This window comes from Pseudomonas sp. N2-3-1-14, from assembly GCF_041228395.1.
GTDB lineage: Bacteria > Pseudomonadota > Gammaproteobacteria > Pseudomonadales > Pseudomonadaceae > Aquipseudomonas.
In genome coordinates, this window is sequence record NZ_CP166199.1 from 3,104,548 (window position 1) to 3,125,745 (window position 21,198).

Consider the following 21,198-nt stretch of genomic DNA (forward strand, 5'->3'; position numbering starts at 1 on the left):
AATCCTTTCTCCCACGCCAGATCAGGAGACAGGCCATGCAAGTCAATCAGCTTCGTCAGGTTGATAGCACCCCCAACGCGGGCGACAACCCCAACTGGAATAAAGCGGTGTCGAAAGCGCTAGGCAATCAGCCCGACGACAACCGCCTCGGCCCCGATACAAAGCGGCCCCAAGGTGACTTTCGCACTGCGCAGCAGATCATCGACGACAACCCGCTGCTCAAGAATCTCGGCAACCAGAGTGGCGTGAAAGACAAATTACGTGAACGCGTTGGCGACTTTGAGCACGATCCGGACGCCGCTTACCGCGCGAGCCGGGTGCTGGAGCACATCGAAAAACTCGACGAGAACGGCAAGCCCACCGTCAAGCGGCCAGAACTCAATGAAGCCGGCAACGGCAAGGTCGACGGCTTTACCAAAGGCGGTGACGCTCGGCACGGCACCGAAGCCGGGCGCCTGCAGGATTTCGGCAAGTACGGCTGGGACACCCTTAAAGGCGAGCTACCGCAGAGCCCACCCAGCACGCCGCCCAAGGGCGATGCGCCGTCCAACCATCTGCCGTTGCCGGGTGAAGGCCGGCCGATGGGCGACAACCGCAGTGCCGAGCAAATCATTGAAGACAACCCGTTGCTGAAAAACCTCGGCAACCAGAGCGGGGTCAAGGACGCTCTGCGCGAGCGTGTCGGCGACTTTGAACACGACGCCGATGCGGCCTGGCGTGCCGCGCAGGTGCTCAACTATGTCGAGAACTACGACGAGACCGGCAAGCACATCGCAGGCGGCAACCTGGGCAATGGCCGCATCGACGGCTTCACCAAGGATGACGAAGCGCGCCACGGCACGGAAGCGGGGCGCCTGCAGGACTTCGGCAAATACGGCTACGACAACCTCAAGGGCCTGGACGGCAACAGCGCGGATGACCAGATCAAGGACTTGAATGCCAAGGCCACCGAAGACGCCGTGAAGGCGGCCGGTGGTGACGCCTCCAAGGTGGGCGCTGACTATTTCGCCACGGGCAACACCAGCGCCAGCGGTGCGGACAAGACTGCAGCGATCATCCAGCTGTCCACGGGCCTGGCCAACTACAAGGCGGGTGCCGATGCGTTTGCGCACCAGGGGCCGGATGCGGCCAATGAGTGGTCAGGCGACGGCCCGTCACCGGGCCAGCAACGCGAAGACTTTATCAAGGATGTGCAAGGGCGCATCGACACGCTCAGCAAAGACCCGGACGTGCAGCAGTTCCTCAACACCCAGGGCACCGAACAGTTGCAGAAAATGGTCGCCGCCGACCCAGCCTTGAAAGCCGAGATGGAGCGGCGCCTGGACGCTTCATCCAGTTGCGACGCGCTGCAGAGCGCGTTTGCCGCCAAGGGCGCCAGCACCACCGATGCGCTGTCGAGTTTTATCAAGTACCCGGACTTCTACGCCCAGGCCCTGGGCAAACAGCCTGACTACAAGAAAGCCCTGGAAAACGCCCCGCAAGCCATCAAGGACAAGGTCAACGCCGAGTACGCAGACATCACCTCCGGCAAGCAGATCAACGACCTGATCGCCAGTGGTGTGCCGGCAGACAAGGCGGTGATTCAGTCCGGTGTGAACAAGGCAATCTTTGACGCGGTACTTGACGACAAGACCGTGCAGGCGGGCAGTTCGAGCTTCAACGACGTCGCCGCCAAGCTGGGGCGCGAAGACCTGCTTAAAGGCCAGTCGATTGACGACTTCTACCGCGGCCTGGGCGTTACCGGCGCCAATGACCCGCGCCTTGAGCAAGTGATCAACGACAACATCGCTGCATTCACGCCACCGGGCGAGGCCCCACCGAAAACCGCCGATATCATCAGTGGCATTCGGGCGGTGGACGACGCCATGCGCGGCGGCGCCAAGTTCGACGATGCGATCAAAAAAGTCCAAAGCACCTGGGGCGGCAAGCTGCCGGCCGGGGTCAGCGCGGCTTACAAGGCCGGGGTGATGCACGGCGTGTCCGGCGTGTTGTTGGCGGGCGCCATCGGTACGCGCATCGCCAGCGGCAAGGGCGGCAGCACCGCGCAGACAGTGGGGCAGTCGTTTCAGGCGGCCGGACTGTTCCTGGAAGGTGGCGCCAAGTTTGTCCAGGACCAGTTCGATCGCACCCAGCAGGGCACGTACAAGTTCGACGCGGCCAAGTACGTGAAAGACGTGGAAAACGTCGGCAAGAGCCTGGGCGGCGTGGCGGGTAACGTACTGGGCTTGGTCACCGGGGCCATTTCCGCGAAGAACTCGGCCCAGAGCGGCGACAAGGTCAGCGCCGGCTTCCAGGGCACCTTCGCGGGGCTTAATGGCCTGTCGGCCGTGGCCGGCATGGTGGAGGTCGCCACCTATGTGGTGCCGCGCATAACCACGGTGGCAGCCGGCGTTGCAGAAGCGGCCGGCGTGATTGGCGGCGCGGCTGGCGCCCTGGCGGGTGCCGTGGGCGGCATCGCGGCGGTCGGTGGCTTGATCTACGCGATCATTGCCGACATCAAGGCCGACAATGCGCGCAAGAAACAGCAGGAAGAGTGGTACACCGGGCTCAAGGATCAGCTCGATGACTTCGGCGTTACGCCGCCGCCATTGAATGTGATCATTGCGCCCAAAAATGGCTACGTGGACGTGGGTAATCCCAACGCCAATTACTGACCGAAGTCGGCGGCCAGTCGGAACTGGCCGCCGATTGACTGAGGCTTACTCTTTCACGTCCATGAATTCTTCCGCCCACGCCACGTAGCTTTCCGGCAGCGTGTAGGTATGCGTCAGTTCAGTCGCGCTGAGGTTCGAGGTGCTGCTGGTCAACTTGCGTTGCGCACGCAGGCTGTCGTAAGTCGCCTTGATCGACGCAAAGTAGGCGCCGTGGCCGGCCACCACAATGCGCACACCCAGCGCGGCCAGGCGTTCGCTGTCATTGAGCTGCGGGTTGCCGTAAGTCACCAGCATCAACGGCACGCTGAGGTTTTCTGCGATCTTCTCAAGGTGGTCGAAGTCTTTGACGCCCACCATGCAGATGCCGTCGGCGCCGGCTTTTTCATAAGCTTTGGTGCGGGCGATGACGTCTTCGGTCGGCAACACGCCAGCGTTGGTGCGGGCGACGATCGACAGCTCTGGATCGACCCGCGCTTCAAGGGCGGCCTTGACCTTGCCGATGCCTTCCTCAACCGAAATCAGGTCGGTGGATTTGCGCCCGAACTGCGCGGGCAACAGCGTGTCCTCAATCGTAAGTGCCGCAACCCCGGCGCGCTCGAGCTCTTCGACGGTGCGCATCACGTTCAGGGCATTGCCGTAACCGTGGTCGGCGTCGGCGATGAACGGCAGTTGGGCCACACGGCCAATGCGGGTGGCCTGTTCGACGAACTCACTCAGTGTGATCAACGCAAAATCGGGTGCCGCGAGGACCTGCAACGATGCGACCGAACCGCCGAGGATACCGACTTCGAAACCCAGGTCGGCGGCGATGCGCGCAGACATGGGGTCAAAGACGGAGGCGGTTTCAACGCAGATTTGTTTGGCAAGCAGTTCACGGAAGTTGCGGCGCAGTGTTGAGTGAGAAATCTTTGGCATGTTCTTTCCTGGCTCTGGTCATCGTCAAGTGACGATCAATGTCTATTCATGGTGGCGCCAGATTACCACGCAGACGAACGGGGGATTATGACGTTTGAGCATGAGACAGATGCCTGACACATGGATCATCGGTTCACGCTTTGGCGATGGACAGGCCTTTCGCACCATCCAGGAGCGTAGCCGCCCCATCTTGCACAACTGCTGTGCCAACCGAGTGCTTAATCGCGGTGGGCGCAATGCCTATAGTTGTTTCAAACCAGCCCAAGACTGAGGTGAACCATGAACAGCGAATTCAAGCCCGACCTGAGCGTTGATGCCCCACGCGAACAAGTGGATGCCGAGTATTTTGAATACAGCAAGGCAGCCAACCCGATCAGCGCCAATCTGATTACCCGAATTCCTTACCACAGCTTCCCGGCCTCGCTGTATGCCAGTGGCCCGTCGCGGGTGGTCGCGCTGGACCTCAGCGCTGCGCTGGGCTGTGAGGGCCCGGCAACCGGGCCTGGGCTGTGTGCCAACTTCATCCGCCTGAACGCCGACGACACCTTGGAGCTGCACCCCAATGCCACCTCTCAAGTGTTTTATGTGATCACCGGAGAGGGCAGCGTCGTTCAGGGCGAACACCAGATCGAATGGTCGGCCGGTTGTTTTATCGCGCTGCCAGGCTTGCTGCCAGCCCGGTTCCGCGCCTCGCAGGATGCGCGCCTGTACTACGTGCACGATGAGCCGCTGTTGCGCTACCTGGGGGTTACGCGCAGCACCGACCGTTTCGCGCCGACGCTGTATCCGGCCGCACTGGCCAACCTGAAGTTGCGTGAAGCCGCCGATGATCCACGTGCCCAGGACCGCAGCCGTATCAGCATTCTGCTGGGTAACCGCAACTTTCCACAGACCCGAACCGTCACGCATGTGCTGTGGGCCATGTACGGCATCCTGCCGCCCGGCTCGATCCAGAAGCCGCACCGGCACCAGTCGATTGCACTGGACTTCATCATCGACTGCCCCACGGGCTGCTACTCGCTGGTAGGCACCGAACTGGACGCCGACGGGCAGATTCGCAACCCGGTACGCGTCGACTGGTCGCCGGGTTTGGCGTTCGTGACCCCGCCGGGGTACTGGCACGCGCACTTCAATGAGTCCGACCAGGAGGCATTCCTGATCCCTATCCAGGACGCCGGGTTGCAAACGTACTTGCGCGCGCTGGATATTCGCTTTAGCTGATGTGATGAGACCCTAATGTGGGAGCGGGCTTGCTCGCGAATGCGCTGTGTCAGCAAGCTCATTTTTAACTGAACGACCGCCTTCGCGAGCAAGCCCGCTCCCACAATTTGACCGAGTTTAACAGCCATCCTTTAGGTCGGCTGGGCACGGACAGCTCTGGCGCTTCCAATCAGGTGTGTCGCCCAACTGCTCAACGATGAAGTCGATAAAGCACCTGACCTTCGACGACACGATCTTCTTGGGTGGATAGACGAACCACACAGAAAATGCCTGCTCGGCACCGAGGATGTTCCATTCTGGCAGCCACACCTGTAACGCGCCCGCTTCGATACTGGTCGCCACCAACCAGTCGGGTAACAGGGCAAACCCCAGCCCCTGGCGCACCGCGATCAGCTGCGCATCGAGGTCGTTGATACGGACACAGTCGTGAGGGACCAGCGGCACGACTTCATCAGCGGATGCAAACGCAAAATCATGCTGACTCAGTACCGCCGGCAGGCGGGCCAGCTCTGCCGGCGTGGAAGGGGCAGGGTGCGCAGCGCAAAAGCCCGGGCTGGCCACCAGCAGGTAGTTGCCCGCGCAGATCTTGCGCGCCTTGAGCGTGGAATCAGCCAGCGCGCCAATGCGAATCGCCAGGTCGACGCCGGTATGAATCAGGTTGACTTGGGCGTTATCCAATACCAGTTCCAGCTTGATCTGCGGGTAGCGAGCCACAAATGTATTCAACAGCGGCAGGATATGGTGACGGGCAAACGCTGGCGGCAAGTTGAGCTTGAGCAGCCCACGAGGCTCCTGGTTCAGCGCCGACGTCGCCGCCTTGGCCTGTTCAAGCTCATCCAGCACTCTGCGCGCATGCAGCAGAAACGTCTGGCCGCCCTCGGTCAGGTGCAGCGTGCGCGTCGAGCGGTTGAACAGGGCGATGCCCAGGTCCTGTTCAAGGTCCTTCACGTAGCGAGAAACGGTTGACGCCTTGATACCGAGCCGCTCGGCGGCGCGCGAGAAGTTGTTGCCTTCGGCGGCTTCGACGAAGGCGGTCAGCGCGGTGAAATAATCCAAGTGTGACCTGCCGGGCTTGGGTTTATGTTGTCCTCAAGTCTGAGCCTGGGAGTGTCTGCGGTGTTTGCTGATGGTGCGTTTCCCCAATAAACATATACATCGCCGGCACCATGAACAACGTCAGCAGCGTACCAATCGACAACCCGGCGAAGATCACCAGCCCCATGTCGTGCCGCCCCGCAGCACCGGCGCCGGAGGCCCACACCAACGGCACCACGCCCAGCACCATCGCGGCCGTGGTCATCAGGATCGGGCGCAGACGCACGCCGGCGGCCTCTTCTATGGCTTCGCGCTTGCTGTGACCTGCGCGCTGCAGTTCGTTGGCGAACTGCACGATCAGGATCCCGTGCTTGGTGATCAACCCCAGCAGCGTCACCAGGCCCACTTGGGTGTACACGTTGATCGACGCGTAGCCCATGGTGATGAAGGCCAGTGCGCCAAACAGTGCAGGCGGCACCGAGAACAGGATCACCACCGGGTCGCGAAAGCTCTCAAACTGGAAGGCCAGGGCGAGGTAGACGATCAGAATCGAGAACATCAGCAAACCAAAGAACCCACCAGACTCCTGCATAAATTGGCGCGACTCGCCGGCAAAGTCCGAGGTGTAACCCGAGGGCGCCACGTTGGTCAGGATCGTGTTGAGTTTGCCCAGCAGCTCACCTTGGGCCACGCCGCTGACGCCTGACAGGGTGGCCGAGTTGAGTTGCTGGAAGTGGTTGATCGATTCGGGCTGCGTCGAGGTCTCGATATGCGCGACGGTGCGCGCCTGGATCATCGCGCCGGACGGGGTACGAATGTAGTAATCGAGGATCTGCTCCGGGTTGAGGCGGTTGACCTGCAGCACTTGGGGAATGACTTTGTAGGAGCGGCCGGCGGTCGAGAAGTAGTTCACGTAGTTACCGCCCAACGCCGCCGACAGCGCCGCGCCGACGTCGGCCTGAGTCAGGCCCAATGCGGCGATCTTCTCCCGGTCCACCACCAGCCGGGCTTGCGGCTTGTCGAGTTTCAAGTCCATGTCGGCAAACCAGAACAACTGCTGTTTCTGCGCCTCGGCCATCACGGCCTGCGCGACCTCATTGAGGTTTTCCACGGAGTCGGTGGTGGTGATCACAAATTGCACCGGCAAGCCCTGGGCGCCCGGCAGCGACGGCAGCGGAAAGGCCGCGATGGTGGCGCCCGGCACCTGATTCCACTTTTGCTGCAGGTCGAGTATCAGCTGGGCCTGGGAGCGCGTGCGGTCGCCCCAGGTTTTCAGCAGCACGCCGCCCAGGCCTTGATTGAGGATGGGCAGCCCGGTCAGCTGGAACATCTGCGCGTATTCCGTCTCTTTACTGGCGATCTGGAAGGCCTGGTCGGCAATACGTTCCATCTGCTGGGGCGAGGCCGTCGGCGGGCCTTTGATCTGCATGAACACCAGCCCCTGGTCTTCGGTGGGCGACAGTTCACTTTTGGCGGTCATGCCACTGGCGGCCACCAGCAGGAACAGCACAAACCCAAAGGTCACCAGCACCGGCCAGATGTTCAGCCCGCCAGACAACACACGGTGGTAACGCCCGCGCAGCCAGTCAAAATACTGGTCGAGCTTACGCGCAAAACGACCTTCTTCCTGCCCGGACTTGAACAGCTTGGACGTCATCATTGGCGAGAGGGTCAACGCCACCACGGCCGACACGGTCACGGCGCCCGCCAGCGAGAAACAGAACTCCTTGAACAGCGCACCAGTGAGCCCGCTGCGCAGGCCGATGGGCACGTACGCGGCGATCAACACCACGGTCATCGCGACGATCGGGCCACCCAGTTCCCGCGCCGCGATCAGCGCGGCCTCCAGCACGCCTTTGCCTTCTTCCTTGATATGCCGGTCGACGTTTTCCACCACGATGATCGCGTCGTCCACCACCAGGCCAATCGCCAGAACCAGCGCGAGCAGGGTCAGCAGGTTAATCGAGTACCCCAGCAGGTACATGATGAAGAAGGTCCCGACCAGCGACAGCGGGATCGCCACCAACGGCACGATCACCGCGCGGAACGAGCCGAGGAACAGGTAGATGACCACCGAGACAATGATCATCGCTTCGACCAGGGTCTTCACCACCTCGTAAATCGAGGTATTGATGAACTCGGTTGAGTCGTACACGATCTCGCCGCGCACGCCAGTGGGCAGTTGCGATTGCAGCTCGGGGAAGGCCTCACGCACGCTGTCGGCGACGGTCAGGATATTGGCGGTCGGCGCCGCCTTGATGCCGATGAACACCGAGCGCTTGCCGGAAAACGCCACGCTGCTGTCGTAGCTTTCGGCGCCAAGGGTGACGGTGGCCACGTCCTCCAGATACACCAAGGCGTCGCCTTTCTGCTTGATCACCAGTCGTTTGAATTCATCCACCGTGTGCAGATCGGTGCCGGCCGTGAGGTCGACCGTTACCGTTTGCCCGCGCGTCGAGCCCACGGCAGACAAGTAGTTGTTGTTGGCCAGGGCCGTGGAAACGTCCTGCGCCGTGACGTTATGCGCGGCCAGCTTGTCCGGGTCCAGCCAGGCGCGCAGGGCGAATTGGCGCCCGCCGAGAATCTCTGCGGTCTGCACGCCCTGGATCGAATCCAGTTTGGGCTTGACCACCCGCACCAGGTAATCGGTGATGTTGTTGGTGGGCAGCGTGTCGCTGTAGAACCCCAGGTACATGGCATCGGTGGTCTGCCCGACGGCAATGGTGAGTACCGGTTCCTGGGACTGCGCCGGCAGTTGGTTCTTCACCGAATTGACCTGGGTATTGATCTCGGTGAGGGCCTTGCTGGCGTCGTAGTTCAGCCGCAACGTCGCGGTAATGGTGGAGACACCGGTGATGCTGGTCGAGGACAAATAGTCGATGCCCTGGGCCTGGGCGATGGCCGACTCAAGCGGCTGGGTGATAAAACCGGCGACCGTGGACGCATCCGCGCCGTAGTAGGCGGTGGTAATGGTGACCACGGTGTTTTCGGTGCGCGGCCATTGGTTCACCGGCAACTCGAAGATCGAGCGCAGGCCCAGGATCAGAATGAACAGCGAAACCACCACTGCCCACACCGGTCGCTGAATAAAGGTATCGGTAAGCTTCATGGGACACCTTTACTGTTCTTGGGGCGTTGGCGCCGGGTCGTTCAGCGGCGCAGCACTGTTATCGACTTTCACCGGCGAGCCATTCTTGAGCTTCATCTGGCCGCTGGTGATCAACAGATCGCCTTCCTTCACACCCGACAGGATCGCGACCTGATCGCCACGGGTCGGCCCGGTCTTGATGAAGGTTTGTTGCGCGGTGAGTACTTCATCGCCCTTGTCGTTTTTGCTCGACGTGGCGATGAACACCGTGGTGCCGTAAGGGTTGTAGGTCACTGACGTCTGCGGCACGGTGAGGTAGCGCTGGGTGGTCCCCGAGTTGACTACCGCACGGGCGAACATGCCGGGCACCAGGCTTTGCTTGGGGTTCTCAACGGTCGCCTCGACGGTGACGTTGCGCGTGGTTGAGTCGAACTGGGTGTCGATGGTGCTGATCCGGCCGGTGAAGGTCTGCTTTGACAGGCCGTCAGCCGTCACCGAAACCACTTGGCCGATGGCAATGGCCTCCAGTTGGGTCTGCGGCACCGAGAAATCGATGTAGATGGGATCAAAGGTCTGCAACGTGGCGATCTTGTCGCCGGGGTTGAGGTATTGGCCGGGGTTGACGCTGGTGATGCCGATGCGCCCGGCAAAGGGGGCGCGAATGGTCTTTTTCGCCACCAGCGCGCGCTGTTGTTCGGCAGCCGCGAGTTTGGCCTTGAGGTCGGCGGTGTCGGTGTCCACCTGGGCTTGGGAAATGGCGTTGACCGCCAGTTGCGCCTTGTCGCGCTTGAGCACGATACCGGCCAGGTCCGCGGTTGCCTCCAGGGAATGCAATTGGGCGATGTCCGAGTCGGCGTTCAACTGCACCAGCAGCGCCTGGGCCGCCACCTCTTGCCCGGGCGTGAAGCCCAGGGTGCGCACGATGCCGCCGACTTCAGTGGTCACATCCACACCGCGCACCGCCTTCATCGAGCCCACGGCGGAGACGCTCGGTTGCCAGTCACTGAACGGCACCCGCAGGGCCGTCACCACGGCGGCCGGCAAGGGCGCTTTGGATTGGGCGATCAGCGCCGAAATCTGCACGAATTTCACCCCGGCAATGATCGCGACAATCACCAGCACCACCACGATCATGATCAGCATCGGCCGCCACAGGCGACGCTTGCGCGGTACTCCGGGCTCGGGGGGCAGGGCAGAGGCAGTCTGAACGTCAGCCATGGGGTTCTCACTGTTTCAATGATTCAAGTCGGGAGCGGCTTTACTGTGAGCCGGCATGATCTCTTGCCACGACGGCAGGCCGAAGCGGTCCGGCGTGCCCTGGGTGGCGGGGTCCACATCCGTGCGGTTCCACCAGCCGCCGCCCAATGCCTGGAACAGCGCCGTGGTGTCGCTGTAGCGCGCGGCCTGGGCTTTGACGCGGGCGAGCACAGTGTTTTGGTAGGTTTGCTGGGCCGTGAGCAAGTTGATGTACGCCACCGCGCCTAGGCGGAACTGGGCTTGCACCAGGTCCAGGTTGGCTTGTGCGGAGTGTTCGGCCACGACCTGCTGATTCAGCGCATCGGCATCCGCCTCCAGCGCCCGCAGCGCGTTGGCGACATCCTGGAATGCGGTAATCACCGTACCGCGATAGCGCGCCGCCGACTCGTCGTAAGCGGCCACGGCCGCACGTTTGCGGTGTTCGAGTGCACCGGCGTCAAAGATCGGCTGGGTAATCGAGCCCGCCAGGCTCCAGACACCGCTGCCCGCCGAAAACAGCTTGGTGCCGCTTGCCACCGTGGAACCCAACGACCCGGTAATGCTGAATTGCGGCAACTGATTGGCGACGGCCACGCCAATGTTGGCGCTGGCTTGATGCAGTTGCGCCTGCGCCGAACGCACATCCGGGCGCTGGCCGACGATGGCCGAGGGCAGGCTGACCGGCAGCGCTTCTGGCAGATGCAACGAGGCCAGATTGAAGCGTTCGCCTTGATCCTGGTTTGGAAAGCGCCCCAGATACGCCATCAATTGGTTGCGGGTCTGTGCCAATTGCTTTTGCAGCGGCGGCAAGGTCGCGCGGGTTTGCGCCAGTGCGGTTTGCTGCGTGAGCACGTCGCTGTCGCCGATGGCGCCCAGTCGGCGCTGAGCTTGCAGCAGGTCGAGCTGACCGCCCTGCAGTGTGATGATTTCTTCGGTGGCGGCCACCTGATCACGCAACGACGCCAGGCTGACCGCGGTGTTGACCACATTGGAGGTCAGGGTCAGGTAAGTCGCCTCCAGCTGAAAGCGCTCGTACTCGGCTTGCGCGGTGGTGGATTCGATTTGCCGGCGCGTGCCGCCAAACACGTCCGGCGCATAGGAAACGCTCAGCGACGCCGAACTCACTGTGAGAATCGGCGACTCCGGGATGCCCGAGGTAACCCCGGAGACTTTCTCGCGGGCTTTTTGCACATTGGCGCTCACCGACGGAAACAGTGACGCCTGGTCGGCGTACACCAGCTCGTTGGCCTGGCGCAGTGCCGCTTGCGCGGCGCTGACGTCCGGGTTGGCACGCAGGGCTTCTTCGACCAGCGCATTGAGGGAAGGCGAGCGGAACAGCGTCCACCATTGCCCGGGAATATCCATCCCGGCGATCAGCCGCTGCGCCGCGCCACCGGCGTCAATGTCCGCCTGGGCGGTGGTCGTCAGTGGGTCCGTTGCAAAGCCGGCATTGGCCGGTACATCGGGCCGTGCAAAGTCGGGCCCCACGGTACAGCCGGCGAGGGCGAGGCACAGCAGGCTCAGCGGCGCCAGCAAACAGGCATGTCGAAACGGGGTGCGGATTGGCACCACTGCGGGTGCACGCTGGCGAAGCTGCTCTTTCATATTTACTCGGATTAATCAGTTGGCCAACGGCTGTAACGGTTGAGCGATGCGTGCGGGTGCGTCCGGCCGGGCGGCTTGAGAAGGCCGCGGGGTGTCGGGGTTTCAACCAGTGTAGGTGGCGTAGGGCACTGTGCAATGTGCGGGTGCAACGCGTGCGGCCTGAAAATGCCTAAGTTGCATTATTTTTGAATTAGGTTATGCGTTATCAGTATTTTACAGGCGGTATTTATAACCGCATCGTATGAACCCCTACGAACACTGCCGAGACCGCACGCGCGGATCGACTTGCATGCCTGACCAGGCATCTGGAGACGAACGTGCGTTACCTGACAACACTGGCGGCCGGGTTGGCCGCCACCTTGCTGTGCCTGACCGCGAACGCGCAAACGCTGGTGGTGGGCGACCAAAGCTACAACGCCCAAGCCGTGATGGAGGCGGCGGGCGTGCTGGAAAACCTGCCGTACACGCTTGAGTGGAAGCAGTTCACCGCAGGCTCGCCGGTCGCCGAAGCGCTGAATGCCAACAGCCTGGATATCGGCTTGCTGGGGGACGCGCCGGTGCTGTTCCTGGGCGCATTGGGTGCGCCGATCAAGGTGATTGCCGTCAGCCGGCAAAACCTCGACGGCGTGGCCATCCTGGTCAGGAAGGACTCGTCGATTCACAGCCTGGCCGACCTTGCCGGCAAACGTGCGGCGCTCTGGAAGGGCTCCTGGAGCCAGCAATTGCTGCTCACCGCGCTGGACAACGCCGGCGTCCCGCGCGACTCACTCGAGCTGCGCTACCTCAGCGCACTCGACGCTTCCCATGCGCTGGAAGGTGGCTCGGTTGACGTCATCGCCACCTGGGAACCCTACGTCACGCAACAGGAACGCCAAGGGGCGCGGGTACTCGCAACCGCGGAGGGCTTGATCCCGGCCCAGAGCTTTATTGCCGCCAACGCCAAGGCTGTCGAGGCCAAACGCGCGCAAATCAGTGACTTCCTCCAGCGCCTGAAAAAAGCCCGTGACTGGACGCGCCAAAGCCCGGCCAACGCTGACGCGTATGCCGATGCGTGGGCCAAGCGCACCCGCGCCGACGCCGACATCGCCCGCGCCTGGTTTGCGCGTGCGCGCACCACGGTCGAACCGCTCACGGCCCAGTCGCCGGTAGAAGCGCAAAAGACCGTGGACTTCTTCGCCAGCCTTGGCCTGGTCAAGTCTTACTCCGCAGCGAGCCTGTTCGATGATTCCTTCTCGGCCTCGCTGCAACCCGCCGTCGCCCAGACCCAGCCGTGAACGTTTCAAGGAACTCTTCTGATATGACCCAACGACAGCTCAAACTCGGCGCCTTGACCATGGGTTGCGGCGGGCCGGGCCGCCACAATCTATGGCTGGACCCGCACTTGCCGGCCGACGCCAGCGTCAACGTCGACTGGTACATCGACATTGCCCGCCAGGCCGAGGCGGCGCTGTTCGACCTGATGTTTATCGTCGACAGCCAGTTCATCACACCGGGCTCGCCGTCCCATTACCTCAATCGCCTGGAACCGCTGACGCTGCTCTCTGCGCTGGCCGTCAGCACGCGGCATCTGGGCTTGGTCGGTACGCTGACCACGTCTTACAACTCGCCCTATAACGTCGCCCGGCGCCTGGCCTCACTCGACCTGATCAGCAAAGGCCGCGCCGGCTGGAACGTGGTCACCAGCGGTGACGCCGGCACTGCCGGCAACTACAGCCGCGACGAACATTACGATTACGACACGCGCTACAGCCGCGCCGCCGAGCACGTCCAGGTGGTGCAAGGCCTGTGGAACTCCTACGAGGAAGACGCTTTCGTGCGTGACCGTGCCACCGGCCAGTTCCTTGACCCCAGCAAACTGCACAGCCTGAACCACAAGGGCGAACATTTTTCGGTAGTCGGCCCGCTGAATATCCAACGCTCGCCGCAAGGCCAGCCAGTGATCTTCCAGGCCGGCGACTCAGAGCAAGGTCGCGACCTGGGCGCCGCCACGGCGGACGTGATCTTCACCCACGCGGCCAGCATCGAGCAGGGCCAGGCGTTTTACCGCGATATAAAGGGCAGGGCGGCGCAACACGGTCGCGACCCGGAGCAACTGCTGGTCATGCCCGGCGCCGAGATCTATGTGGGCGACACCGATGAGCACGCCCGTGAAATCGAGCAGCACTACCATCACGCCGATCACAGTTTCGAGCTCGCGCTGAAGGAGTTCGGGCGTAATTTCGGCTGGCATGATTTCAGCCAGTACGACCTCGATGCGCCGTTTCCACAGGAGAGCCTGGAAGCGGCGCGCAGCAGCTTTTTCACCAATGCCAAACGCATTGCCGACCAGGCGCGGGACAAAGGTTTCACGCTGCGCCAGGCAGTGGAGTTTGGCCGCCAACTGCGGCCGGGCGCGTTTGTGGGCACGGCGGACACGGTTGCGCGCAAGATGGAGGAGTGGCTGCAGGCGCGGGCGGTGGATGGGTTCAATATCTATATTGGCCATCCGCAGCAGTTCGCGCGGTTTACGCAGGAAGTCATACCGTTGCTGCAGGCGCGTGGGGTGTATCGCACGGCGTATGAAGGGACGACGCTGCGGGAGAGTTTGGGGCTGGGGATTTCCCGGTTCAAGCACCACGGTTAGCTGCCCTGGCTGGGAGCAAAGGTGGGCGCGGGCTTGCTCGCGAAGGCGCCGGACCAGCAAGCAGTATTCAGGCTGTGCTCCCGGAAAACAAAGGGTTTTAGGCTTGCATCCTTGTGAGCCAACAACGCTACAACACCTGTCTACGTCAAAGACGCGAGCACTTGAAGCAGCGAAGGACTTCGGTGCGTACCTTTGTTCGCGAGCATAAAAAAAGATTGAATATTCACATCAATTGTTATTTAAATAACACCACAATAGCGTCACGACCGCCCTGGACGTGCTCGCAATAAGATGGGATGGCCCTGTGCATGACAATTGAAGAGCGTTTGATGGAACAGGCAAAGCGTGCCGCCCAGAGCACGTACTCGCCTTATTCCCATTTCCCGTGGGCGCGGCATTGCTGACCGCCGACGGTGAGGTGGTACAGGGTTGCAACGTGGAGAATATCTCCTACGGGCTGACCAACTGTGCCGAGCGCAGCGCGTTGTTCAGCGCCATCAGCCAGGGCTATGCCCCGCGCAGTTTCAAAGCCATGGCTGTTTATGCACCCAATGTTTCACTGATAAGCCCTTGCGGTGCCTGCCGCCAGGTGATGCTGGAGTTGATGGCCAAGGATGCAGTGGTGATTTGTCAGGGCAGTGACCCGACCGCCACGCGCACCTGGACCCTGGAGCAATTGCTGCCGGGCGCCTTCGACGCTTTCTAATCCTGGGCAGGCCTTCGGGTCTGCATTCGCGTGGTCCATTGTTGAGACGCCTGCATGATCAGTCTTGTCGGAATAGCGACCCTTATTCTCATTGCCATTGCTTTATCTCATCAACGACGCTCGATCAACTGGCGCACCGTTTCGGTGGCGTTTTTGATCCAGGTCTTGATTGGCGCCTTTGCGCTTTACGTGCCGTGGGGCCAGACGGCGCTCGCCTCGCTGTCAGGCGCGGTGGCATCGCTGCAGCTTTACGCTAACAAAGGCATCGAGTTTCTGTTCGGCGGCCTGAGTTCACCGCACATGTTTGAAGTGTTCGGCAGTGGCGGGTTTGTGTTCGCCATCCGGGTTTTGCCGATGATCGTGTTCTTCGGCAGCTTTATCTCTGTGCTGTATTACATCGGTGTGATGGGCTGGATCATTCGGCTGGTGGGCGGCACCTTGCGCCTGTTGCTGGGCACCAGCCGCATCGAGTCGATGGTGGTGACCTCGGCGATCTTCATCGGCCAGTCGGAAGTGCCGCTGGTGGTACGGCCCTTCATCGCCAAGCTGACGCGCTCTGAGTTGTTTGCGGTGATGGTCGGTGGTTTCGCCGCAGTGGCCGGCTCGGTGCTGCTGGGCTATGCCGGGCTGGGCGTGGAGCTCAAGTACCTGATCGCGGCGTGCTTCATGTCGGCGCCGGGGGCCTTGCTGATGGCCAAACTCATGGAGCCGGAAACCGAAGCCGCCTGCACCGAACAGGTGATCGAGGAGCTGGGCCAGGCCGAGAATCGCCCCACCAATATTATCGACGCCGCCGCCGATGGCGCCCAGGTTGGCTTGCGCCTGGCCTTGGCGGTGGGTGCCATGCTGCTGGCGTTTATCGCGTTGATTGCGCTGCTCAACGGGCTACTGGGCTGGGCGGGCAACTGGTTTGGCTACCCGCAATTGACCTTGCAACTGGTTCTCGGGTACGTGCTGGCGCCCATCGCGTTTCTGCTCGGGGTGCCGTGGCATGAAGCAGTGATGGCCGGCGGTTTTATCGGCGAAAAACTGGTGCTCAACGAGTTTGTTGCCTACGCCGACCTGGCTAACTACCTGACCCCGGCCAAGGCTGCCGAAGCCGGCGTGCCGCTGCTGTCGGTGCACACCCAGGTGATCGTGACTTTCGCCCTGTGCGGCTTTGCCAATCTGTCTTCGATTGCCATTCAGCTGGGCGGCCTCACGGGTATCGCCCCGCAACGCCGTGAGGAACTCGCGCGGCTGGGCTTGCGGGCCATGATCGGCGGCACGCTTTCCAACCTGATGAGCGCGGCGATTGTCGGCTTTTTCATTTCGCTGTAAGGAGCACAGTATGTGGTTGCCACAAGAAGTGATTCGGCGCAAACGCGACGGGCACGCCCTGGCCGCGATGGACATTCAACGCTTTGTCGCCGGCATTGCCGACGCCAGCCTCAGCGATGGGCAGGTGGCGGCGTTCGCCATGGCAGTGTTCATCAAGGGCATGGACGTGAGCGAACGCCTGGCCTTGACGGAGGCGATGCGCGACTCCGGCCAAGTGCTGAAGTGGGACCTGCCAGGGCCGGTCGTGGACAAGCATTCCACCGGCGGTGTCGGCGACATGATCAGCTTGCTGCTCGCGCCGTTGCTGGCGGCCTGCGGTTGTTACGTGCCGATGATTTCCGGGCGCGGGCTGGGGCATACCGGCGGCACCCTGGACAAGCTCGAGAGCATTCCCGGCTACGACTGCCAACCCAGCCCCGAACGCCTGCACGCGGTGGTGGCCGACGTCGGTTGCGCGATCATCGGCCAGACCGCCAACCTGGCGCCGGCGGATAAGCGCTTGTATGTGATCCGCGACGTGACCGGGTCGGTGGAGTCGATTGACCTGATCACCGCGTCGATCCTCGGCAAAAAACTCGCCGCCGGCCTCGACGTACTGATCATGGATGTGAAAACCGGCAACGGCGCCTTCATGGCCGAGCCGGAACAGGCGCGCGAGCTGGCCGCCAGCATCGTCGCGGTGGCCAATGGTGCCGGGGTCAACACCCGCGCGCTGATCACCGACATGAACCAGCCGCTGGCCCGCAGTGCCGGCAACGCCCTGGAGGTTGGCGAAGCAGTCGCTTTGCTCAAGGGCGAGGTGCGCAGTGAGCGCCTGTGGGCGGTGACCTTGGCGCTGGCCACCCAAGCATTGACGATGGCCGGTTTGGCGCGGGATGACGCCCAGGCCTGTGATCAATTACTCCAGGCCTGGCAGAGCGGGGCAGCCTTGCAGCGCTTCGAGCAAATGGTCGTCGCTCTGGGCGGCCCGCCGGGCTTTACGGCAGACCCTGAAGCGTATTTACCCAAGGCCGCCGTGTCGGTGCCGGTGTGGGCCGAGGAAGAGGGCTGCGTTACCGACATCGACACCCGGGCGGTGGGCTTGGCGGTGGTGGCATTGGGCGGCGGGCGTAGTCATCCCGACGACGTGCTGGACTTGTCCGTGGGCTTCAGCAAGTTGGCCTTTGTGGGTGAACAGGTGAACGCGCAACGGCCTCTGGGCTGGGTGCACGCACGCAACCCAGAGCAGGCCGAGCAGGGCGCATCCGCTTTGCGCGCAGCCTATCGGTTAGGCGGTTCGAGCCTGGCCGCAGGTGATTTGATCCAGGACATCCTATGAGCAAAGCCATCGTATTGGTGCTGGACTCGTTGGGCATCGGCGCCAGTGCCGACGCTGCTGTTTTTGGCGATGCCGGCGCCGACACCTTGCGCCATATCGCCGAGGCGTGTGCTCGCGGTGAGGCCGATGGGCCAGTGCGCCGGGGGCCTTTGTGGCTGCCAAATCTGGGTCGTCTGGGCCTGGGCGCCGCCGCGGCGGCCAGCGGTGACGGACCGTTGCCGGGCCACTGGGGCGACGCTGCACCGGTCGGCGCCTACGGCCATGCGCGCGAGCAATCCTCAGGCAAGGACACACCGTCCGGGCACTGGGAAATGATGGGCGTGCCGGTGTTGTTCGACTGGGGTTATTTCGAGCGGCCGGTTGAGTCCTTTCCGCCCAGGTTGCTGGCCGACCTGATTGAGCGGGCAGGGCTGCCGGGTGTTCTGGGCAACTGCCATGCCTCTGGCACTACGGTGCTGGACGAGTTGGGCGAAGCACACATCCGCAGCCAGCAGCCGATTTGCTACACCTCGGCCGACAGCGTGATGCAGATCGCCGCCCATGAAAGCCATTTCGGGCTCGATGAGCTGTACCGGGTGTGTGAAATCGCGCGCGATTTGTGTGATGAATACACGGTCGGCAGGGTCATTGCCCGGCCGTTCACCGGCGAGCACGCGGGCGAGTTTCGCCGCACCGGCAATCGCCGCGACTACACCGTGCCACCGCCGTCGCCGACGCTGCTGGATCATCTGTGCGAAGCCGGCGGCAGCGTGCATGCGGTGGGCAAGATCGGCGATATCTTCGCGCACCGCGGCATCAGCCGGTTGTACAAGGCAGACGGCAACGACGCGCTGTTCGATGCCACGCTCAAGGCTTACCAGCAAGCGCCAGACAACAGCCTGGTGTTCGCCAATTTCGTCGACTTCGACATGCTTTACGGGCACCGCCGCGACCTGGCCGGCTACGCTGCCGCGCTGGAAGCCTTCGACCGCAGGCTGCCGGAATTATTGGCGTTGATGGACCCGCAGACGTTGCTGATCATCAGCGCCGACCATGGTTGCGACCCATCGCGTCCGGGCAGCGATCATACCCGTGAGCATGTGCCGGTCCTGGCTTACGGGGCAGGCATTGCGCCCGGCTGGCTGGGTGAGCGCGGCAGCTTTGCCGATATCGGCCAGACGCTGGCCACGCATTTGGGCGTGGCGCCGTTGGCGTGGGGAAGTTCTTTTCTGCTCAGGGAGCATCATTGATCGACGCTTTCAGTAATGTCTGTTCCTATGGGCGCTGCACTCGATTCGCATCGTCGCGCCAGGCGACTCCAGCGAAGAGCAGCGCCCAATGAACCGCTACCAATCATGATGTGAAGTATGAGTCGTCCACTCTTTGTATCTCTCGATGGCCCCAAGGGAACGGGTAAAACCACGCTTTTGGAGGCCGTGACCCAAGTGCTGAGGGCAGACAAGCAAAAGGTGATCCGGCTCAGCGAGCAAAAAAGCGATCCCCATAGGGCTGAAACAATGGCCCTCGTTAACACTCTCGTCAGAAACCCCAGCCGGGAGTTGGAGTTGAGGGTGTGTGAGCGCTTTGCCGATAGCCGCGCCTGGATTTCCCGGCACGTACTGGCCAAACAGCCAGCCGGTAGCATCATCTTGATTGATCGCTGGTACCCCTCTGATGCAGCGTTTCGCCGGATCGTCGGGTTTGCAGACATCCTGCAGTTAAACATTGATCGAAACGTGCAAGTGCCCGACCTGCATGTCGGCGTGGTCACCGCCCCTGATATTTCATGGGCCAGAGCAGCCGAACGACGGCGTGGGCTGAGCAGTACGGTGATGCATAAGCTGGAAGAACATGTCGCGTGTACTCAGGCGTTCGAGCGCGCGATTAGCGATCACGGCTGGGTTTTATGCCGCAATGAAACAACGATCGAGGACGCCACGGCCCAGGTGGTTTCTGAGATCTACAGCGTCCTTCGATGTGCGTAGCTTTGTACGATCAGGGCTGCAAACGCCGCACCCTCCAGCCCGTATCGCTGCGGTCATAGCGCAACCGCTCATGCAGCCGCTCTTGCCCATTCCCCCAGAACTCCAGCGATTCAAGGCGCAACTCAAACACACAATAGCCCTCGGGACGCGGCAGCGGACCTTGGCCTTCGGCCAGTTCGCGAGCGGCGTTGCGCATGGCCTGAACATCCTGCAGTTCTTCGCTCTGGCGAGACACCGATGACATCGGATGCGTGGCATACGGGCGATTGAGCCACGCCTCATCCGCCTTGGCGTCCGGCAAGCGCACGGCCTGGCCATTGAGGATGATCTGCTGACTGGTTTCGCGCCAATACAGCACGCCTGAGGCCCACGGGTTTTGGCTCAGCTCACGGCCTTTCTGGCTGCCGGCATGGGTGCTGAACAACAGCCCCGTGTCGCTGATCTCACTGATCACCACGATGCGCGTCGAGGGCCGGCCCTGGCCGTCGGCGGTGGCCAGCGCCAACGCCCTGGGTTCGCGGATGCCCACGCGCCGTGCACGCTCCAGCCAGTTGCGCAGCACGCTCATGGGGTCGGTGGGCAGTGTCTGGTACTCGGGGAACGGTGCATCCAGTGTGCCGGTGAGCGATTCGGACATGCCTTTACCCAGCAGCGGCTTGCCTTGTACTGAAAGGTTCATAGCACGATGGTCCCCCGCCCGAAGGTGACGCCATTACCGGAGACTTCGACGCGCGTCAGTTGAATTGCGCGGCCCTCAGCCCTGGCGAACATCAGTGAAGGGCGGCCGATTTCCACGCCCTGCAAAATCTCCACCTGCTGGCCGAACTCGATTTGGCCATGGCGCGCCAGATGAATCGCCAACGGCCCGGCTGCCGAGCCGGTGGCTGCATCCTCGACCACGCCGTAGGCCGGAGAGAACATGCGGCTGCGCCAGCGCCGCCCGGCGCCGGCGAAACAGTTGATCGCCATGTCGTGGAAGTTCGACAGCGCACGGTGGTCAGGGTGCAGGGCCGACAAGGCGGCGATGCTCGGCAGGCCGACAAACACATGGCGTGGGCCGTTGTGATAGATCTCGATGGGAAAGGTCGAGTCGCTGATGCCCAGGGCCTTGAGCAATTCGGCATCCCGGCCCAGGGCCGTCCAGGTCGGTATCGGCTGGTCCATGCTGGCGGCGATCACGCTGCCGTTCTGGCGTTCCAGTTCAAAGGCGATGGTGCCCATCTGGGTTTCCAGGTACAGCCGGTGATTGTCGGTGTGCGCCCCCAGCGCGATGGCCGTCCCCAGCAACGGGTGGCCGGCAAAGGGCAGTTCGTTGACCGGGGTGAAAATCCGGATCAGCGCATCACCGCCGTTGCGTGGCTTGAGCACGAAGGTGGTTTCCGACAGGTTCATCTCGCGGGCGATGCGTTGCATTTGCGGCGCCGGCAAATCATCGGCGTCGAAGAACACCGCAACCGGGTTGCCTTCCAGCGGGACGCTGGCGAAGGCGTCGATGATCACGTAGTTGTGCATG

15 protein-coding genes and 1 pseudogene are annotated in these 21,198 nt (G+C 62.4%); 9 read left to right on the forward strand and 7 right to left on the reverse strand.

Annotation, left to right across the window (positions count from 1 at the left end; translation table 11 throughout):
• Positions 1-35 precede the first annotated feature (35 nt).
• The gene (locus tag AB5I78_RS14235) at positions 36-2,654 is read left to right on the forward strand and encodes a hypothetical protein (RefSeq protein ID WP_369302832.1); all 2,619 of its coding nucleotides are present in this window, start codon (positions 36-38) and stop codon (positions 2,652-2,654) included.
• Between the two features lie 45 nt (positions 2,655-2,699).
• On the opposite strand, the gene AB5I78_RS14240 is transcribed toward AB5I78_RS14235, so the two are convergent.
• Positions 2,700-3,569: an oxaloacetate decarboxylase gene (locus AB5I78_RS14240; protein ID WP_369302833.1), complete on the reverse strand. Its 870-nt coding sequence runs from the start codon at positions 3,567-3,569 to the stop codon at positions 2,700-2,702.
• A 279-nt stretch (positions 3,570-3,848) separates the two neighbouring features.
• Here AB5I78_RS14240 and AB5I78_RS14245 point away from each other — a divergent pair, with 279 nt between their 5' ends.
• Complete coding sequence (locus tag AB5I78_RS14245) at positions 3,849-4,790, forward strand: cupin (RefSeq protein WP_242196792.1); 942 nt, start codon at positions 3,849-3,851, stop codon at positions 4,788-4,790.
• Positions 4,791-4,907: 117 nt separating this feature from the next.
• Here the strand turns inward: AB5I78_RS14245 and AB5I78_RS14250 are convergent, their stop codons facing one another.
• From AB5I78_RS14250 to AB5I78_RS14265, 4 genes are all read right to left on the reverse strand, one after another.
• Positions 4,908-5,846: a LysR substrate-binding domain-containing protein gene (locus AB5I78_RS14250; protein ID WP_369302834.1), complete on the reverse strand. Its 939-nt coding sequence runs from the start codon at positions 5,844-5,846 to the stop codon at positions 4,908-4,910.
• A 22-nt stretch (positions 5,847-5,868) separates the two neighbouring features.
• The gene (locus AB5I78_RS14255) at positions 5,869-8,934 is read right to left on the reverse strand and encodes an efflux RND transporter permease subunit (RefSeq protein ID WP_145160651.1); all 3,066 of its coding nucleotides are present in this window, start codon (positions 8,932-8,934) and stop codon (positions 5,869-5,871) included.
• A 9-nt stretch (positions 8,935-8,943) separates the two neighbouring features.
• On the reverse strand, positions 8,944-10,056 hold the full coding sequence (locus tag AB5I78_RS14260) for an efflux RND transporter periplasmic adaptor subunit (RefSeq protein ID WP_370004761.1): 1,113 nt from the start codon (positions 10,054-10,056) through the stop codon (positions 8,944-8,946).
• A 90-nt stretch (positions 10,057-10,146) separates the two neighbouring features.
• Complete coding sequence (locus tag AB5I78_RS14265) at positions 10,147-11,754, reverse strand: efflux transporter outer membrane subunit (RefSeq protein WP_369302836.1); 1,608 nt, start codon at positions 11,752-11,754, stop codon at positions 10,147-10,149.
• A gap of 317 nt (positions 11,755-12,071) precedes the next feature.
• Here AB5I78_RS14265 and AB5I78_RS14270 point away from each other — a divergent pair, with 317 nt between their 5' ends.
• The 7 genes and pseudogenes from AB5I78_RS14270 to AB5I78_RS14300 all read left to right on the forward strand — a co-directional run bounded on the left by AB5I78_RS14270 (position 12,072) and on the right by AB5I78_RS14300 (position 19,685).
• Positions 12,072-13,028: an ABC transporter substrate-binding protein gene (locus AB5I78_RS14270; protein WP_369302837.1), complete on the forward strand. Its 957-nt coding sequence runs from the start codon at positions 12,072-12,074 to the stop codon at positions 13,026-13,028.
• Between the two features lie 23 nt (positions 13,029-13,051).
• Positions 13,052-14,377 carry an LLM class flavin-dependent oxidoreductase gene (locus tag AB5I78_RS14275; RefSeq protein ID WP_369302838.1) on the forward strand — a complete coding sequence of 442 codons (1,326 nt, stop codon included), beginning with the start codon at positions 13,052-13,054 and terminating at the stop codon, positions 14,375-14,377.
• Positions 14,378-14,673: 296 nt separating this feature from the next.
• Positions 14,674-15,083, forward strand: a pseudogene (locus AB5I78_RS14280) (cytidine deaminase).
• A gap of 54 nt (positions 15,084-15,137) precedes the next feature.
• Positions 15,138-16,403: a NupC/NupG family nucleoside CNT transporter gene (locus tag AB5I78_RS14285; RefSeq protein WP_262209505.1), complete on the forward strand. Its 1,266-nt coding sequence runs from the start codon at positions 15,138-15,140 to the stop codon at positions 16,401-16,403.
• 10 nt (positions 16,404-16,413) lie between these two features.
• Entirely contained in the window at positions 16,414-17,721 is a 1,308-nt protein-coding gene (gene deoA / locus AB5I78_RS14290; protein WP_369302840.1) for a thymidine phosphorylase, read from the forward strand.
• Positions 17,718-18,950, forward strand: a complete 1,233-nt coding sequence (locus AB5I78_RS14295; protein WP_369302841.1) for a phosphopentomutase — start codon at positions 17,718-17,720, stop codon at positions 18,948-18,950. Before deoA ends, AB5I78_RS14295 begins: the two co-directional genes overlap by 4 nt.
• A gap of 117 nt (positions 18,951-19,067) precedes the next feature.
• On the forward strand, positions 19,068-19,685 hold the full coding sequence (locus AB5I78_RS14300; RefSeq protein WP_369302842.1) for a dTMP kinase: 618 nt from the start codon (positions 19,068-19,070) through the stop codon (positions 19,683-19,685).
• Between the two features lie 10 nt (positions 19,686-19,695).
• Here the strand turns inward: AB5I78_RS14300 and phzG are convergent, their stop codons facing one another.
• Complete coding sequence (gene phzG, locus AB5I78_RS14305) at positions 19,696-20,364, reverse strand: phenazine biosynthesis FMN-dependent oxidase PhzG (RefSeq protein WP_369302843.1); 669 nt, start codon at positions 20,362-20,364, stop codon at positions 19,696-19,698.
• On the reverse strand, positions 20,361-21,197 hold the full coding sequence (locus tag AB5I78_RS14310; protein ID WP_369302844.1) for a PhzF family phenazine biosynthesis protein: 837 nt from the start codon (positions 21,195-21,197) through the stop codon (positions 20,361-20,363). The genes phzG and AB5I78_RS14310 overlap by 4 nt, the downstream gene beginning before the upstream one ends.
• Between the last annotated feature and the right edge of the window lies 1 nt (position 21,198).